The organism is Streptomyces sp. NPDC001508 (assembly GCF_040298665.1).
Taxonomy (GTDB): domain Bacteria; phylum Actinomycetota; class Actinomycetes; order Streptomycetales; family Streptomycetaceae; genus Streptomyces.
Window position 1 is genome coordinate 28,276 of sequence record NZ_JBEPAP010000075.1, and the last position, 16,508, is coordinate 44,783.

Annotated in this window: 15 protein-coding genes, 1 pseudogene and 1 riboswitch; of the genes and pseudogenes, 12 read left to right on the plus strand and 4 right to left on the minus strand. The window is 71.9% G+C overall.

The features are described from left to right. Positions 1-74 precede the first annotated feature (74 nt). Both ABT245_RS39755 and ABT245_RS39760 read right to left on the minus strand, forming a co-directional pair. Complete coding sequence (locus ABT245_RS39755; protein WP_351744094.1) at positions 75-1,553, minus strand: sugar transferase; 1,479 nt, start codon at positions 1,551-1,553, stop codon at positions 75-77. Positions 1,554-2,096: 543 nt separating this feature from the next. Next, complete coding sequence (locus tag ABT245_RS39760) at positions 2,097-2,294, minus strand: hypothetical protein (RefSeq protein WP_351744096.1); 198 nt, start codon at positions 2,292-2,294, stop codon at positions 2,097-2,099. 143 nt (positions 2,295-2,437) lie between these two features. Between ABT245_RS39760 and ABT245_RS39765 the strand changes: the two genes are divergently transcribed. After that, entirely contained in the window at positions 2,438-3,400 is a 963-nt protein-coding gene (locus tag ABT245_RS39765) for an alpha/beta fold hydrolase (RefSeq protein WP_502982282.1), read from the plus strand. Positions 3,401-3,466: 66 nt separating this feature from the next. Here ABT245_RS39765 and ABT245_RS39770 read toward each other — a convergent pair whose 3' ends face one another. Further along, entirely contained in the window at positions 3,467-4,303 is an 837-nt protein-coding gene (locus tag ABT245_RS39770) for a hypothetical protein (protein ID WP_351744098.1), read from the minus strand. Between the two features lie 330 nt (positions 4,304-4,633). Here ABT245_RS39770 and ABT245_RS39775 point away from each other — a divergent pair, with 330 nt between their 5' ends. The 10 genes from ABT245_RS39775 (at position 4,634) to ABT245_RS39820 (ending at position 14,396) form a co-directional block, all read left to right on the plus strand. Continuing rightward, a complete protein-coding gene (locus tag ABT245_RS39775; protein WP_351744101.1) occupies positions 4,634-4,753 on the plus strand; it encodes a putative leader peptide in 120 nt (39 codons plus the stop codon). Positions 4,754-4,848: 95 nt separating this feature from the next. Then, on the plus strand, positions 4,849-5,739 hold the full coding sequence (locus ABT245_RS39780) for a glutathione S-transferase C-terminal domain-containing protein (protein WP_351744103.1): 891 nt from the start codon (positions 4,849-4,851) through the stop codon (positions 5,737-5,739). A gap of 77 nt (positions 5,740-5,816) precedes the next feature. After that, a riboswitch (SAM riboswitch) is annotated at positions 5,817-5,926 on the plus strand. Positions 5,927-6,317: 391 nt separating this feature from the next. Then, positions 6,318-7,298, plus strand: coding sequence for an amino acid ABC transporter permease (locus ABT245_RS39785; RefSeq protein ID WP_351744106.1), 981 nt, complete (start codon positions 6,318-6,320; stop codon positions 7,296-7,298). Then, entirely contained in the window at positions 7,295-8,083 is a 789-nt protein-coding gene (locus tag ABT245_RS39790; RefSeq protein ID WP_351744109.1) for an amino acid ABC transporter ATP-binding protein, read from the plus strand. Before ABT245_RS39785 ends, ABT245_RS39790 begins: the two co-directional genes overlap by 4 nt. Before the next feature lie 179 nt (positions 8,084-8,262). Next, entirely contained in the window at positions 8,263-9,282 is a 1,020-nt protein-coding gene (locus ABT245_RS39795) for a transporter substrate-binding domain-containing protein (protein WP_351744112.1), read from the plus strand. Between the two features lie 113 nt (positions 9,283-9,395). Next, positions 9,396-9,482, plus strand: a complete 87-nt coding sequence (locus tag ABT245_RS39800; protein ID WP_351744130.1) for a putative leader peptide — start codon at positions 9,396-9,398, stop codon at positions 9,480-9,482. Between the two features lie 80 nt (positions 9,483-9,562). Then, positions 9,563-10,765: an LLM class flavin-dependent oxidoreductase gene (locus ABT245_RS39805; RefSeq protein WP_351744114.1), complete on the plus strand. Its 1,203-nt coding sequence runs from the start codon at positions 9,563-9,565 to the stop codon at positions 10,763-10,765. 20 nt (positions 10,766-10,785) lie between these two features. Continuing rightward, a complete protein-coding gene (locus tag ABT245_RS39810; protein WP_351744116.1) occupies positions 10,786-12,165 on the plus strand; it encodes an NtaA/DmoA family FMN-dependent monooxygenase in 1,380 nt (459 codons plus the stop codon). Continuing rightward, complete coding sequence (locus ABT245_RS39815; protein ID WP_351744119.1) at positions 12,162-13,253, plus strand: LLM class flavin-dependent oxidoreductase; 1,092 nt, start codon at positions 12,162-12,164, stop codon at positions 13,251-13,253. The genes ABT245_RS39810 and ABT245_RS39815 overlap by 4 nt, the downstream gene beginning before the upstream one ends. Positions 13,254-13,265: 12 nt before the next feature. Further along, positions 13,266-14,396 (plus strand): LLM class flavin-dependent oxidoreductase, encoded by a 1,131-nt coding sequence (locus ABT245_RS39820; protein WP_351744121.1) that lies wholly within the window; start codon positions 13,266-13,268, stop codon positions 14,394-14,396. Between the two features lie 169 nt (positions 14,397-14,565). Here ABT245_RS39820 and absR1 read toward each other — a convergent pair whose 3' ends face one another. Next, positions 14,566-15,672 carry a beta-glucuronidase AbsR1 gene (gene absR1 / locus ABT245_RS39825; RefSeq protein ID WP_351744124.1) on the minus strand — a complete coding sequence of 369 codons (1,107 nt, stop codon included), beginning with the start codon at positions 15,670-15,672 and terminating at the stop codon, positions 14,566-14,568. A gap of 95 nt (positions 15,673-15,767) precedes the next feature. Here absR1 and ABT245_RS39830 point away from each other — a divergent pair. Then, positions 15,768-16,427 (plus strand): annotated as a pseudogene (locus ABT245_RS39830) (ATP-binding protein); the annotation flags it as partial. Between the last annotated feature and the right edge of the window lie 81 nt (positions 16,428-16,508).

Below are 16,508 nucleotides of genomic sequence, written 5' to 3' on the forward strand. Positions count from 1 at the left end.
TCTCCCCCCAGGCAGGCCCTTTCGGCCCGCGGTCCGCACGCCGGCGTAACCGTTGAGTTGCAGACCCCCGCGCATCAGTAGGCCCCCTGCCCATAGAGCACCGCACGCAGCGTCTTCCACAAGATCACTGTGTCCAGGGCGAGCGACCAGTCCTCCACATATCGCAGGTCCAGCCGGACCGCCTCCTCCCACGACAGGTCGCTGCGTCCGCTGATCTGCCACAGGCCGGTGAGTCCGGGCTTGACCAGCAGCCGCCGCCGGATGTCCGGCCCGTACGCTGCGGACTCCTCCGGTAGCGGAGGCCGCGGACCGACGAGCGACATCGATCCGGTGAGCACATTGAAAAGCTGCGGGAGTTCATCGATCGAGTACCGGCGCAGCACTGCTCCGACCCGGGTCACCCGCGGATCCCGGCGGAGTTTGAACAGCAGGCCGGCGCCCTCGTTGCGGTGGGCCAGCTCGGCACGTGCCCGGTGCGCCCCGGCGACCATGGTGCGGAACTTGAGCATGGTGAACTCGCGGCCGTCCTTGCCGACCCTGCGCTGGCGGTAGAACGCCCCGCCCCGGCTGTCCACCAGCACGAGCAGCCCGACGAACACCATCAGCGGCGCGAACAGCATCAGCAGGATCGCCGCGCCCATCCGGTCGACGACCTCTTTGATCGCGCGGCGGCCCCCGGTGAAGGCCGGCATGCTGACCCGCAGCAGCGGGATCCCGAGCACCGCGTCGACATGCAGCCGTGGGCCGGCCACCTCCATCAGCACGGGGGCCACGATCATCTCGGCGTCGCTGCCTTCGAGGTTCCAGGCCAGCCGCTGCAGCCGGTCCGGTGACCAGTGCGGGTCCGGTGTGACCGCGACGACACGGTAGCCGTCGCGGCGCACGTGGCGCGCGACGTCCGCCAGCCGGCCGACGACCGGCACTCCGTCCACTTGGTCACCGGTGAGCCCGACACCGTCCGTCGTGCACACCGCGTCGACCCGCCATCCGAGGTGCGGGAACTTACGGGTTCGGGTGATCAGGTCACACACGGTGGCCGGGCTCCCGGCCGCGAGCACCGGTCTCAGACACCGCCCTTCCTTGCGCTGTTTGTGCAGCCACAGGCGCAGCACATACCGCGCGGTCATGGTGGTGAGCGCGATCGCGGGGATCGCGACGAAGATCCAGAGCTTGATGTTGCGCGAGGTGAGGGCGATTCCGCCGAGCGCCAGTACGACGGTCGCCGTGAACAGTGAGCGGCCGAGCCGGCGGAATTCCTCGGCGCCCTGGCCGAGCACGGCCGGCGCCCACGACCGGCTCACCGCGAGCGCCCCCAGCACCAGAAGTTCGGTGCCGAAGGCGAGAATCCCCCATTTCTCATGCCAGTTGGCCGCGTCCCGGGCCCCGAAGAAGTTGCCGATCGCCGCCACCACGAAGCCGGTGGCCACCGTATCGCTGATGATCACGGTACGGCGGTAGCGCTGCTCCCAGTCGATCGCGGTCTGGCTGATTTCCCCGTTCGCCAAACGCTCGCGCGCCGATGGAAACGGGCTGACCAATCCCCCTTGCCGCACAGAACCCCCCAGGTCCGCAGTGGTTCGACGTGTTCGCCGCACACTGTTCTTCGCCCCGGGAGGCCCCCGCCCCCCGAGCCGTGCTGTTCCACCCCCCCGGGAGGCCCCCGCCCCCCGAGCCGTGCTGTTCCTCCCCCGGGAGGCCCCCGCCCCCCGTGCCGCGCTGTTCCTCCCCCCGGGAGGCACCTGGCCCCCCGCGCATGACATTCCGGCTGGTTCAGAGGTACTTGGATACTTGGACACCCCACCCCGACGGCAGCGGACTCACCCGTTCTGCCCGACTCCTGAGGTGTGCGGGAACCCGTCGAAACCTCGGGTGCTCCCCGCACCCAAGACCCCTCTCGGGCCCCAAGAATCGATCATCCCCACGCCCGGCGCCGGGGACGCGACTGCTGACCTTCCGTAGTACCGGACCTAAAGATCATTATTGGTCGCCTCGTGTCCGAACGGCTGAAGCACGGTCAATCTAGACCATCGGGACCGGTATGAAGAGAGGATGTGTGGAATTTGTGCGCAAGCTTTGAGACGAGAGTCGCAACGGGCCTACTGCGGCGCCCAATTCGGCCCCAACCGCCCGCTGTTCGCGCACTGCGGCGCGCATGCCGCGATGCCGGCCCGGCCGGCCTGTTCGACGAGGTGGGTGAGGTCGGGGCCGACGATGCGGAGGGGTGTCTCGGCGCGGGCCTGCCGGCCCAGCCGCCACGCGCGCCCCTTCTGCCCGCCGCGCGCGGTTGGCGGCATGGCATATCTCACGCCCCAGTGGCGTTTCGCTGTGACCTAGCCGACTTCGGTAAGTCGACTTATTGATTTAGATTCCAGCGGAGCGTATGAGTTACGAGCACGTCGACCGGCGCCGAGGGGCTTCGCCCTGGAGAGGAGCCACCGTGGCAAGCATCCCCCCACAGCGTGGCGAGCCCACGCGGTTGCGCGCGATCCAGGAGCCCGTCCCACGGCAGTACCGGTTCGTGCACGGCCACCGTTGGGCCTTCCGCATGGCGGGCAGCGGTCCGGCCGTGCTGCTGATCCATGGCATCGGTGACTCCTCCGACACCTGGGCGGAGCTGATTCCCGAGCTGGCCCGGCACCACACGGTCATCGCCCCGGACCTGTTGGGCCACGGTTCCTCCGACAAGCCACGCGGCGACTACTCGGTCCCCGCGTACGCCAACGGCATGCGGGACCTGCTGGGAGTGCTGGACATCGACAGGGTGACGCTGGTCGGGCACTCCCTCGGCGGCGGTGTGGCGATGCAGTTCGCGTACCAGTTCCCGGGCCGGACCGAGCGGCTGGCGCTGGTGAGCACCGGCGGGGTGGGCCGCGGTGTCACCCCGGCGTTGCGCCTGGCCTCGCTGCCCGGGGCCCATCTCGCCCTGGCCCTGCTGCGGCTTCCGACGATGCGGGTCCAGACCGCCGCCGTGATCCGGCTGATGCGGCTGCTCGACACCGGGCTCGGCGTCGACGCGCCGGATCTGCTGCGCGTGGTGGACGCGCTGCCCGATGCGGCCTCCCGCGACGCGTTCATCCGCACGCTGCGCGCGGTGGTGGACTGGCGTGGTCAGGTGGTGTCCATGCTCGACCGCTGCTATCTCACCGCGGGCATGCCGACCCTGCTGGTCTGGGGCTCGCGCGACCAGGTGGTGCCCGCCGGGCACGCCGACGTGGCGCACGCGGCGATGCCCGGCAGCCGTCTGGAGATCTTCGAGGGCTCGGGGCACTTTCCGTTCCGCGCCGATCCGCACCGTTTTCTGGCGGTGCTGGAGAACTTCATCGCGACGACGCGGCCGGTCAGCAGGAACGCGGAGCAATGGCGGGAGCGGCTGCGCGCCGAGGGGCGCCAGGCGTACTGATCATGACCGTTCGGCGAGCCGGCCCTGGCCGACGGGCACCGCGACGCACCCGCGCGTACGGCGCCGTCAGTCGAACTCGCTGGGGTGTGGCGCCGGGGTCTTCCCGGCGAGGACGTCCTTCAGCCGCTGCGCACCCGCCCGCACGGCCGCCTCGGTGCTCCTGCGATCGGCGCCGGAGAGGCCGCCGTTGATGACGGTGGCCCCGGAGGCGACCACGCGGAGCGCGGCGACGTCCGTGGTGAGGGTGATCGGCTGCCCGTCGGCCGTGCCCTTCACCGTCACGGTGACACCCGCCCGGTCGTCGCCGACGGTGGGCAGCGGGGCCGACACCACCTGGACGGTCCGCTTGCCGCCGTCGGAGCCGGTCGCGGTGAACTGGCCGCACTTTCGCGGCAGGCTCCGCAGCCAGTCCAGGGACTTCTTCACCGAAGCCTCGCCGTAGTCGCCGACCTGGTACAGCAGCCGGGCCCGCGGATCCGTGAACCCGGTGAGCGCCGAGGCGCCGGGAGCGCGGCCCAGCAGGCTGTCGGAGTACAGGCTGTGGAGGAGCCGCTGGCAGTCGGCCGCGGCGGCCTTCCCCTTGAGGAACGCGGCGATGTCGACCTTGCCCAGCAGCAGCTTGTCGCGCCAGGAGGCGGCGTCGTTCGCCTGCGTCCAGTCGTCCTCAAGATCGGCCGCGGTGATCAGCGCGGCCTTCGCGCCCGCCCTGGTGAGCGCGGGGGTGGCGGACGGGCTCGGGGCCCGTCCGGGATCGGCCACGGCATCCGGGGACCGCTCGGCGGCGGGGGAGGCGGACACCGTGTCGGAGGCGCCGTCGGCGTCCGAGCAGGCGCCCGCGGCCAGCAGTGACCCGGCGGCCAGGGCCGAGGCGAGGACACGCGCGGGACGGTACGGACGGTTCATCGGGGCTGCCTCCTCGCAACGCGGTACGTCCCTCCACGCCACCACCGGACCGCCCGGCCGACCAGCGTGACCGGACCGTTCGGGTGAACCGGCGAGCCGGCCACGGCCGACGCCGCGACCCGGTGCCGGGACGGCCAGGCCCGCATCGTCGGCGTACGGGGCGCGCCCCTCGGTGTCCGGCGCCGTCGGACCGGTATGGAACCCGACCCGCGAGGGGCCGGCCAGGCCCTCCAAAGGCGCCGGTGTTCCAGGGGTGGACGCCCCCTTGACGTGCCTGTGGGCGCGGATCGACACTCCAGAAGGGAATCCTAGTGAAAAGGTAGGGAAAAGATGGGCCGCCGTGGGACGAGCACCGGCCGTGGCCGCCGTGCGCCGTCGCTGCCCCTGCTGACCTCCCGCCGGCACATCGACCTGCTGCGGGTCTGCAGCGCGATCAGTCTTTGCGGCTGACCGTCCCGCGCTCCCGGCCGACCGGGGCCCCTCGCACCCACCGACCGACGACGCTTCAGCCGCGCACACCCGCGCGCTCGCACCCGGGGAGACGCATGTCCACGTCCAGCACGCCGCTCGCCGCCGTCCCGTCCGCCCAGCGGACCGCACGCTTCCGGGGCAGGATCGGCCGGGACGCGCGCAGCGGCCACTACGCCGTGCCGCGCCGCTACCGGCTCCACCTCACGACGGCCTGTCCCGACGGCCTGCGGATAGCCGTGGGCCACAGCCTCCTCGCCCTCGACGACATCTGTCCGGTCACCTTCCTCGACGCCGTCCCCGACTGTCCCGGGGGCGGACACTCGGCGTTGCGCCCGCTGTACGAGGCGAGCGCGCACCGCTACCCCGGGCCGGCGCTCGCGCCGGTGCTCAGCGACGACTGGTCGGGGCGGATCGTCAGCACCCACGCCCCGGACATCCTGCGCGACCTGGACCGCTGCTTCGGCGACGGGCGCGACCGGCTCTACCCGTGCGGCGCCGAGGCCGCGATCGAGGAGATCGAGCGGCTGTGCGCGCAGGGCATCGAGGAGGCCGCACAGCGGGCGGGCCGGGCCGGCGCGGACGCGGCCGAGCGGGCCGCGGCGCTCGACGTCCTGCTCGGCACCCTGGCCCAACTGGAACGGCGGCTCGCCGGGCGGGAGTTCCTCGTCGGCGACAAACTCACCGCCGCCGACGTCGAGTTGTGGGTCGCCCTGGTGCAACTCGACACCGTGCACCGCCACCACCTCGACGCCGCCGCCGTGCACCGCGTGGCCGATCATCCGGCGCTGTGGGCGCACGCCCGGCGGCTGGCGGCCCGGCCCGCCTTCGGCGCGCACCTCGACCTGGACGGCATCGCCCGTCGTCATCACGCCCGTTGCGCGGGCCTTGAGGCGGCCGGCTCGGCCGTGCAGATCCTGGACTGGGCGCGGCACGCGGCCGGCGCCCCCGGTTCCCGGCGCGGTTGAGCGGCGCGGCGACCGGTCCATCCAGCGGACGGGCGTTGACATACGTCCGCCCAACTGCCTTACTTACCGCTCAGCACGGTCATGAGTGTCAGCGACAAGCCCTGGCTCGCTGGCCGGCAACCCTCGCGCCGCGGTGGGGTGCCCCAGGTGACGACCGGACCGGATGACGCTTCGGTAAGCGCGAGGGCCCCGCAGGGGCCGGAAATGCGAGTAACGCGAGTGACGGACATGTACGCAGCCGACGGGACGGCCGCCGGCCGCACCCAAAGCTGCGTACATCCGTACGCGGGTCTGCTCGTCGCCGACCGGGCGGTCGACCTGCTTCGCGTGAACAGCGCACTGTGTACCGCTTCGGGCCCTGCCCGTCGCCGGGGCTGACGCCACTTCCGGCCCCCGCGTTCCCGACGCACACCGACCGAGCGGTGTGCCGCTGCCCGCCCCTCCCCGGTCCCCGTGCCCCTCCCGTGCACCGCGCCGCGCCATGGCGCCGTCGGCTCAACGCCGCCGGCGTAGCGCCGTCGCAGCCACACGGGTCGCGCCGCCGGCCTGGGGGTGCCCCGATCCCACCGGAGCCCGCCATGACCGAACCCCCGGGCGGCGCCGTGTCCCTCACCGCGCCGCCGCCAGCCGACACATCGTCAAAAACCCTGTCCGCCCAGCGAGTCGTGCCGCTGCGCCGTCCCGGCCGATGGGCCGTCACGGTCGTCGTGCTGGTGGTCGTGGCGCAGATCGCGCACGGACTGGCCACGAACCCCTTCTACCAGTGGGACCGCTTCCGCTACTGGTTTCTGCGCCCCACCATCCTCGACGGCCTGCTCATCACCCTCGAAGTGACCGCGCTCAGCGCCGTGCTGGGCCTGCTCGGCGGCATCCTGCTGGCCCTCGGCCGGCTCTCCGGAAGCCCCGTGCTGCGCGCCGTCAGCTGGACGTACACCTGGCTGTTCCGGTCCGTGCCGCTCATCGTCGTACTGATCTTCCTCTACAACTTCTCGGCCCTGTACCGGACGGTGAGCCTCGGCGTCCCCTTCGGACCCGCCTTCGTCACCTTCGACGAGTCGAGACTGGCCACCGACATGGCGGTCGCCGTGGTCGGGCTCGGCCTCAACGAGGCGGCGTACGCCTCCGAGGTGGTCCGCGGCGGCATCCTCTCCGTCGACCAGGGCCAGCACGAGGCCGCCGCCGCGCTCGGCCTGCCGAAGCGCTACCAGTTCACCCGGATCGTGTTCCCGCAGGCCCTCAGGTCCATCACCCCGAACTATGTCAACCAGCTCATCGGCCTGATCAAGAGCACGTCCCTGGTGTTCTATGTGTCGCTGCTCGACCTGTTCGGCGCGGTGCAGACCATGGGCAGCACCTACCCCGGTGACATCGTGCCGCTGCTGCTGGTCGCCACCGTCTGGTACCTGATCCTCACCAGTGTCGTGTCCGTCGTCCAGTTCTATGTCGAGCGGTACTTCGCCCGGGGCGCCACCCGCACCCTGCCGCCGACGCCCTGGCAGCGCGCCCGCTCCGGCCTCGCCGGACTGCGCGCCCGACTGCGCCGGGAGGCCGCCGTATGACCGCAGGCCCGCACACCGCCCAGGCCCCCGTCGCCCTGGAGGTGCACAACGTGCACAAGTGGTACGGCGCCCACCGTGTCCTCGACGGCATCGACCTGACCGTGCGCCCCGGCGAGGTCACCGTCGTCATCGGCCCCTCCGGGTCCGGCAAGTCCACCCTGCTGCGGGTGATCAACCACCTGGAGCGGCCCGAGATCGGACACGTCAGCGTCGGCGGCGAACCGATCGGGGTCAGACGCAGCGGCCAGCGGCTGAAGGAACTGAGCGAGCGGGCGATCCTCGCCCAGCGCAGCCGGATCGGCTTCGTCTTCCAGAACTTCAATCTGTTCCCGCATCTGACCGCGCTGGACAACGTCGCCGCCGCCCCCGTGGCCACCGGGCGGCTCACCCGGCCCGCGGCCCAGGAACTCGCCCGTGACCTGCTCGGCCGGGTCGGACTCGGCGACCGGACGGGCGCCTATCCACGGCAGCTGTCCGGCGGCCAGCAGCAGCGTGTCGCGATCGCCCGCGCCCTCGCGCTGCGCCCCGGCATCATCCTGTTCGACGAACCGACCTCGGCGCTCGACCCGGAACTCGTCGGCGAGGTGCTCTCCGTCATCAAGGACCTCGCGACCAGCGGCACCACGCTCGTCATCGTCACCCACGAGATCGGATTCGCCCGCGAGGTCGCCGACCGGATCGTCTTCATCGACGCCGGACGGATCGTCGAACAGGGCCCGCCCGCCGAGGTGCTCGACCACCCCCGGCACGAGCGGACCAGGGACTTCCTCAGCAAGGTCCTGTGACCGCCCGCCCGTTCCCCGCACCCGCCCCGCACCCCCGCTCTCTCTCCCACCCACTCACACCCAGCCACCTCACACCCACTCACCCAGCGAACACCCGGCCACCTCACACCCACGCCCACTCACCCCGCGCCCGCTCACACCCACCGAACACCCAGCGAACCCAGCGACGAAGGACAACCATGCCCAGCCAGCTCTCCAGACGCCGTCTGAACCGCGGCATCACCGCGGTCGCCGCCGCAGCCACCCTCGCCACCGGCCTCACCGCCTGCGGGGGCGACAGCGACGCCGCCACCACCACCGACACCGCGGGCACGGTCACGGTGGGCCGGGTGTCCAACGGCGCCGCCACACAGACCGAACTCAAGGTCTCGGAGGTGAAGTCGATCAGCGCCGAACTGCCCGCATCCGTCCGCGGCAGCGGCACCCTGAAGATCGTCGTCGGCGCCCTGCCCGACGGCTTCCCGCCGCTCGCGTACGTCGGCTCGGACCAGAAGACCCTCACCGGCGCCGAGCCCGACCTCGCCCGCCTGGTCGCCGCCGTGCTCGGTCTGAAGGCGGAGGTCTCCAAAGCTACTTGGGAGAACATGTTCGTCGGCATCGACAGCGGCCGGGCCGACATCGGCTTCTCCAACATCACCGACACCGAGGAACGCAAGAAGAAGTACGACTTCGCCTCCTACCGCAAGGACAACCTCGGCTTCGAGGTGCTGAAGAAGAGCACCTGGAACTTCGACGGCGACTACCGGAACCTGGCCGGCAAGACCGTCGCCGTCGACAACGGCACCAACCAGGAGAAGATCCTCCTGGAGTGGCAGGCGAAGCTGAAGCAGGAGGGCAAGCAGCTCACCGTCAAGCACTACGCGAGCAAGAACGCCACCTCTCTCGCGCTGACCGGCGGCAAGATCGACGCGTACTTCTCCGCCAACCCCGGGATCGCCTACCACATCAGGCAGACGGCCACATCGCCCAACCCGACCCGCAGCGGCGGCACCTTCTCCGGCGCGGGCGCCACGCTCCAGGGCCTGATCGCGGCGACCACGAAGAAGGACAGCGGCCTCGCCCGGCCGGTCGCCGACGCGATCAACCACCTGATCCAGAAGGGGCAGTACGCCAAGTGGCTCGCCGCCTACAACCTGTCCAACGAGGCCGTCACCAAGGCCGAGGTCAACCCGCCCGGACTGCCCCTCGACAACTCCTGACCGCCGCCGCAGCGGCTGCGGAACACACCGGACGGACGGCGTGTTGTGACTGAAGTCGAGATGTGCACGGCGCGGCGGCACGGCCGCCGACGGGACGGGCGGAGGTGACGGACATGTTCCTGGTCCGTCGCGCCGTCCGGCTCCACTCCCGGCCGCACATCGATCTGCTGCGCGTCGCCGGCGCGCTCTGTTGTTCCTGACCCGTTGCCCCATCCGCCACCGCCCCGACGGCCGGGGCGGGCCGGCGATCCCTTACGGACCTCCAGGAAGGCGCCCACTCGTGTCCTCATCCTCCCCTGCCCCCCTGCACCTCGCCGTAGCGCTCGACGCCACCGGCTGGCACCCCGCCTCCTGGCGCGAGCCGGTCGCCCGCCCCCGCGACCTGTTCAGCGCCGGCTACTGGGCCGATCTGGTCGCCGAGGCCGAACGCGGCCTGATCGACTTCGTCACCGTCGAGGACGGCCTGGGCCCGCAGTCCTCGCGCTTCTTCGACCCGGACGAGCGCACCGACCAGGTGCGCGGCCGGCTGGACGCGGTCCTCATCGCCTCCCGTGTCGCACCGCTCACCCGCCACATAGGTCTGGTGCCGACAGTGGTGGCCACGCACACGGAGCCGTTCCATATCTCCAAGGCGATCGCCACCCTCGACTATGTCAGCGCCGGCCGCGCCGGCCTGCGCGTCCAGATCACCGCACGCCCCAACGAGGCCGCCCACTTCGGCCGCCGCACCCTCCCCGAACTCGACGCCTACGACAGCCCGGCCGCCCAGGACCTGGTCACCGACCTGTTCGACGAGGCCGCCGACCACGTCGAGGTCGTCCGCCGGCTCTGGGACAGCTGGGAGGACGACGCCGAGATCCGGGACGCGGCCACCGGCCGCTTCATCGACCGGGACAAACTGCACTACATCGACTTCGAGGGCCGGCACTTCAGCGTCAAGGGCCCGAGCATCACGCCCCGCCCGCCGCAGGGGCAGCCGCTCGTCACCGCGCTGGCCCACCAGACCGTCCCCTACCGGCTCGTGGCCCGCCAGGCCGACGTCGGATACATCACCCCGCACGACCCGGAACAGGCCCGCGCGATCGTCGCCGAGGTCCGGGCCGAACAGGCGGCGGCCGGCCGCGCCGAAGAGCCCCTGCACCTCTTCGGCGACCTGCTGGTCTTCCTCGACGACGACCCCGCCGAGGCGTCGGCACGCCGCGCCCGCCTGGACGACCTCGCGGGTGAGCCGTACACCTCGGACGCCCGGATCTTCACCGGCACACCCAGCCAACTCGCCGATCTCCTGGTCGAGTTGCGGCAGGGCGGACTCACCGGCTTCCGGCTGCGGCCCGCCGTACTCGGCCATGACCTGCCGCGGATCACCCGGGGCCTGGTGCCCGAACTCCAGCGCCGTGGCCTGTTCCGGCGCGCCTACGAAGCCGACACCCTGCGCGGGCTGCTCGGGCTCGCCCGCCCCGCCAACCGCTACACAGCTGCCTGAGCCGGAGGGACCGCACCGACATGAGCAAGCCACTGAAGCAGATCCATCTGGCCGCCCACTTCCCCGGCGTCAACAACACCACCGTGTGGAGCGACCCGGCCGCCGGCAGCCACATCGAGTTCGCCTCCTTCGCGCACTTGGCGCGCACCGCCGAACGCGCCAAGTTCGACTTCCTGTTCCTCGCCGAGGGACTCAGGCTGCGCGAACAGGGCGGACACATCTACGACCTGGACGTCGTCGGCCGACCCGACACCTTCACCGTCCTCGCGGCGCTGGCCGCCGTCACCGACCGGCTCGGCCTGACCGGCACCATCAACTCCACCTTCAACGAGCCCTACGAGGTGGCCCGCCAGTTCGCCAGCCTCGACCACCTCTCCGGCGGCCGGTCCGCCTGGAACGTGGTCACCTCCTGGGACGCCTTCACCGGCGAGAACTTCCGCCGCGGCGGCTTTCTGCCCCAGCAGGAGCGGTACTCCCGGGCCAAGGAGTTCCTGGCCACCGCGAACGAGCTGTTCGACTCCTGGCACGGCGACGAGATCCTCGCCGACCAGGCCACCGGCACCTTCCTGCGCGACGCCCGGGCCGGCGCCTTCGTCCACCGGGGGCGGCACTTCGACATCCACGGCCGGTTCAACGTGCCGCGCTCGCCGCAGGGCCGGCCGGTGATCTTCCAGGCCGGCGACTCCGAGGAGGGCCGCGAGTTCGCCGCGGCGAGCGCCGACGCGATCTTCAGCCGGCACGCCACCCTCAAGGAGGGCCAGGCGTTCTACGCCGACGTCAAACGGCGCCTGGCCGCCCACGGCCGGCGCCGCGACCAGCTGCTCATCCTGCCCGCGGCGACCTTCGTGCTCGGCGACACCGACGCCGAGGCCGAGGAAGCGGCCCGCGAGGTGCGCAGGCAGCAGGTCAGCGGCGCCACCGCGATCAAGCACCTGGAGTTCGTCTGGAACCGGGACCTGTCCGGGTACGACCCGGACGGCCCGCTGCCCGAGATCGACCCGAACGTGGACGAGGAGCACATCGCGCGGGGCCGCGCCCAGGTCCGCATGTACCGGGACCCGCTGGCCACCGCCCGCGAGTGGCGCGAGTTGGCCGCCGCGCACCGCTGGTCCATCCGCGACCTGGTCATCAACACCGGCAACCGGCAGACCTTCGTCGGCTCCCCGGCCACCGTCGCCCGCACCATAGACGAGTTCGTCCAGGCCGACGCCAGCGACGGTTTCATCGTCGTCCCGCACATCACACCGGGCGGCCTCGACGCGTTCGCCGACACCGTCGTCCCGCTGCTCCAGGAGCGCGGCGTCTTCCGCGCCGACTACGAGGGCACCACCCTGCGCGACCACCTCGGCCTCGCCCACCCCGACGACGCACGGGGTGAGCGTGAGCGGGTGGCCTCGTGAAGTTCCTCGCCATCACCCTGATCGTGCACCGTCCCGATCCGGTCACCGGCGTACGGAAGACGACACACGAGCGGTTCCGGGAAGTCCTCGACAACGCGCTGCTCGCCGAGGAGCTGGGCTTTGACGGCTTCGGCGTGGGGGAGCGGCACGAGCGGCCGTTCATCTCCTCCTCGCCCACGGTCGTGCTCAGCCACATCGCCGCCCGCACCCGGCGGATCCGGCTGTTCACCGCGGTGACGACGCTGAGCCTGCTGGACCCGGTGCGCGCCTACGAGGACTACGCCACCCTGGACCATCTCGCCGACGGACGGCTCGACCTGATCATCGGCAAGGGCAACGGCGCCGCGCAGCGCGAGCTGTTCCATGTCACCCCAGAGGACCAGTGGGAGCGCAACGCCGAGAGCTACGAGGTGTTCCGGCGGATCTGGCGCGAGGACCGGGTGAGTGCCAAAACCCGCTTCCGGCCGGAGCTGACGGACGCCGAGGTCTGGCCGCGGCCCTACCAGCGGCCCGTACGGGTCTGGCACGGCAGCGCCACCAGCGAGCGGAGCGTGGACCTCGCCGCCCGCTACGGCGACCCGCTGTTCTCCGCGAACGTCACCCACCCGATAGAGCCGTACGCCGAACTGGTCCGCCACTACCGGGAACGCTGGGAGCACCACGGCCACGACCCGGCCGGCATCGCCGTCGGCGCCGGCTCGGCGGGCCTGTGCGTCGCCCGGACCACACAGGAAGCACTCGCCGCCTACCGGCCGGTCTTCGAGGGCAACCTCGCCTTCCAGCGGGCGACCGGCCTGCCCGTGGTCTTCGAGACCCTGGAGGACTTCGTCGACCGCAGCTCTGCGCTGATCGGCAGCCCCCAGCAGGTCATCGACAAGGTGCACCGCTACCACGAGCGGCTCGGGCACACCGTGCAGCATGTGTCCGCGGACGCGAGCGGGCTGACGGAGAGCCGGCACCGGGACTCGCTCGAGCTGTTCCAGACGGAGGTCGCCCCGGTGCTGCGCGGGGACATCCCGGACCCACCGTTCCCCTGGGGCCCGGTGCTCGCGCCACCGGACCCCGGGCCCGTGCCCGCCGCGCACTGAGGGAGAGCCCGCATGTCCTCCAGCACACCCCTCGGCGTCCTCGACCTGGTCCCCATCCCCTCGGGGGCCACGGCCGGCGAGGCGCTGCGCAACTCCATCGACCTGGCCCAGCACGCCGAACGCCTCGGCTACCACCGGTACTGGTTCGCCGAGCACCATCTCAACCCCGGGGTGGCCGGCACGTCACCGGCGGTCGTCCTCGCCCTGACGGCCGCCGCCACCTCCAGCATCCGGCTCGGCTCGGGCGCCGTGCAGCTCGGCCATCGCACGGCGCTCAGCACGGTGGAGGAGTTCGGCCTGATCGACGCGTTGCACCCGGGCCGCGTCGATCTGGGCCTCGGCCGCTCGGGCGGCCGGCCACCGGGCGAACGGGCGGACCCGCCGCCGACGGTGACCCCGGTCGTCGACGGCCGCGCACCGGGCGGCCTGCTCATCCCGCCCCGGTTCTCCTTCGAGCGGCTGCTCGGCTCACCGAGGATCGCCCTGCAGCGCCGGCTCCTGCAGTTGCCGGGCGCCGAGTCCCAGGACTACGCCGAGCAGGTCGACGACATCCTCGCCCTGCTGGCCGGCACCTACCGCTCGGCGGAGGGCGTCGAGGCGCACGCCGTGCCCGGTGAGGGCGCCGACGTCGAGGTGTGGATCCTCGGCAGCAGCGGCGGCACGAGCGCCGAGGTCGCGGGCCGGCGCGGGCTGCGGTTCACCGCGAACTACCACGTCAGCCCGGCCACCGTCCTGGAGGCCGTGGACGGCTACCGCGCGTACTTCCAGCCCTCCGACGACCTCGGCAAGCCGTACGTCAGCGTCTCCGCGGACGTCGTGGTCGCCGAGGACGAGGCCACCGCGCATGACATCGCCACCGGGTACGGCCTGTGGGTGCGCAGCATCCGTACCGCCGAGGGCGCCATCCCGTTCCCCACCCCCGAGGAGGCCCGCGCCCACGCCTGGTCCGACGCGGACCAAGACCTGGTGCGCGACCGTGTCGACACCCGGTTCGTCGGCTCCCCGTCCCAGGTCACCGACCACCTGGAACAGCTCCAGGAGGCCACCGGGGCCGACGAGTTGCTCATCACCACCATCACCCACGACCACACGGCCCGGGTCCGTTCCTATGAACTGCTGGCCCGGGAATGGCAGCGCCGCTGAACGGCGCGAGGCGAGTGGCGTGGTCGAGGACGTCACCAGAGATGTCCGGCTGAGACCCTGCTCCCCCGAACGGTGTCTCAGCGACATCGCCTTCCGAAGGTGACGTCCTCGACCGCTCCCCCGGTGCCGGACTGTGGTCCGAGCGTCCGCGTGGCGCGGTTCTGTGCTGTCACCAGCACATGACGGCCGTCTCGCCCGTTCCCCACGTGGAGTACAGGCGGACACGGACGAAATAGCGGCGGCCCTTGACGAGCCTGACCCTGAGTACGGCGTTGTGCGGTGTGCCCCCGTCGTCCCGCCCGGCGAGGTAGCGCGGTTCGCCGTCGCGTTCCTCGAAGGCGACGACGACGCCGTCCCCGTCGCCGAAGGTGCCCACCGCGTAGTCACGGGTCTCGGGCGGATCGACGGTGAAGTCGGCCTGCCCACCGGGCCCCAGGCTGAGCGGCGCCGAGCGAAAAGGCACCAGCGCGGCCGGCCCGTCCAGTCCGTCCGCGGCCGGTCCCGGCCCGGCCGGCGGGTACCAGCGCAGCACGAACTCCTTGTCGGCCGGGGACAGCGTGCCCGGCGGATGCAGCCCCCCGTGGTACCGCTCCGGCTCCAGGACCAGCCCCGCCTCGAACGGGAACCCCATGACGGACTGCGGGTCCCAGACGGACCCGTTGACCTCGGCCGGGTCCAGCTTGCGCAGGATGTTGAAGAACGTCCTGTCCCGGCTCCAGTGGTTCGGCGGGCCCGCCAGGTCGGCGTACACCGCCTCGTCGTCCCAGTGGATGCCGGCCAGCGGGTTCTGGTGCTCGTGCTGCATGCCGAGCACATGCCCGATCTCATGCAGGGCCGTGACCCGCTGACCGGACCGGGTGAGGTCCCAACCGAGGTTCATGGTGCGCTCGTTGAGGCCGACCGCGAGGGCGTCCCGGCCCACCTGCGACCAGGAGCCGTCCCCGTACTGGAACCCGATCCGCAGCTCCGCCTCGCGCCGGTCGGCGACCTCGGCGAACGTCACCCCGATACCGAGGTCCTGCCACTGACGGAAGCACTCCCGTACGACCTCGCACTGTTCCTTGGCGCCGGCCCACGGCACCCAACGGGTCTCCCCGGTCCCCGGCACGGGGATCACGGAGCCGTCGGTGTCGTCCTCGAAGAAGTAGTAGTGCAGCACCGTGCCGTTGACCCACATGCGCCGCCCCGCGACGAGCGCGCTCAGCCGCTCGGCGGCCAGCCCCGGCGCGAAGGACGGGGCAGGCTGCTGCGGAAGTGAGCAGTAGCGCTGGGTCATGCGCCAAGACTGCCGTCGGCCCCGCCCGGCGCGCCTGAGTCGGGGGCTACTCAAGTCCCCCTGTATCAGGCGTGAGTACCGGGACTCTCCATGACGTGACGATTCATGTACAGGACGCCAAGACCCTCGAACTGCCCTGGCCGTTCACCGGCCGGGAGGACGAACTGGAGCTGATCGGCCGGTCCCTGGCCGCGGGACGGCAGGGCATCGTGGTGACCGGCCCGGCCGGCCGCGGCAAGACCCGGCTGGTCACCAAGGCCGTGCGCGGCACCGACTGCGCCCGGGTGACCGGGACGCTCGAGACCCGCTCGCTGCCCTTCGCCGCATTCGCCCCGCTGCTGCCCGGGACGGTCTCGCTGCACCACGCGGTGCGGTCGCTGTCCGGCACGCGCCTCCTCGTGGTCGACGACGCCCATCTGCTGGACGAGGCATCGGCCGCCCTGGTGCACCAGCTCGCCGTGCACGGCCGCACCCGGCTGATCGTGATCGCCGACGACCGCGCCCCCGTCCCGGGCGCGGTGTCCCGGCTGTGGACAGGTGAACTCCTGCCGCGGCTGGCCCTGGAACCGCTGCCCCACGAGGAGACGGCCCAGCTGCTCGCCCGCGGCGCCGCCCTGGAACCGCTCACGGTGCGCCGGCTGCACCGGATCTGCGGGGGCGATCTGCGGCTGCTGCGGGACCTGTCGGGCGCGCTGCGCACCCAGGGGCTGCTCACCCCGGTGCCCGGCACGGACGCATGGGCCGGCCCGCCGCCGTCGTTGTTGACCGCGCTGCCCATGAGCACGGCGTGAACGCGGTCACCGTCGGCCAACGCCTTCGACAGGCTCTTCAGCACC

Bases quoted from the DNA above. Each gene is read 5' to 3' on its own strand.
- ABT245_RS39760 (WP_351744096.1), bottom strand. From the start codon at position 2,294: ATGCCGCCAACCGCGCGCGGCGGGCAGAAGGGGCGCGCGTGGCGGCTG.
- ABT245_RS39770 (WP_351744098.1), bottom strand. From the start codon at position 4,303: ATGAACCGTCCGTACCGTCCCGCGCGTGTCCTCGCCTCGGCCCTGGCC.
- ABT245_RS39775 (WP_351744101.1), top strand. From the start codon at position 4,634: ATGGGCCGCCGTGGGACGAGCACCGGCCGTGGCCGCCGTGCGCCGTCG.
- ABT245_RS39780 (WP_351744103.1), top strand. From the start codon at position 4,849: ATGTCCACGTCCAGCACGCCGCTCGCCGCCGTCCCGTCCGCCCAGCGG.
- ABT245_RS39785 (WP_351744106.1), top strand. From the start codon at position 6,318: ATGACCGAACCCCCGGGCGGCGCCGTGTCCCTCACCGCGCCGCCGCCA.
- ABT245_RS39790 (WP_351744109.1), top strand. From the start codon at position 7,295: ATGACCGCAGGCCCGCACACCGCCCAGGCCCCCGTCGCCCTGGAGGTG.
- ABT245_RS39795 (WP_351744112.1), top strand. From the start codon at position 8,263: ATGCCCAGCCAGCTCTCCAGACGCCGTCTGAACCGCGGCATCACCGCG.
- ABT245_RS39800 (WP_351744130.1), top strand. From the start codon at position 9,396: ATGTTCCTGGTCCGTCGCGCCGTCCGGCTCCACTCCCGGCCGCACATC.
- ABT245_RS39810 (WP_351744116.1), top strand. From the start codon at position 10,786: ATGAGCAAGCCACTGAAGCAGATCCATCTGGCCGCCCACTTCCCCGGC.
- ABT245_RS39820 (WP_351744121.1), top strand. From the start codon at position 13,266: ATGTCCTCCAGCACACCCCTCGGCGTCCTCGACCTGGTCCCCATCCCC.
- absR1 (WP_351744124.1), bottom strand. From the start codon at position 15,672: ATGACCCAGCGCTACTGCTCACTTCCGCAGCAGCCTGCCCCGTCCTTC.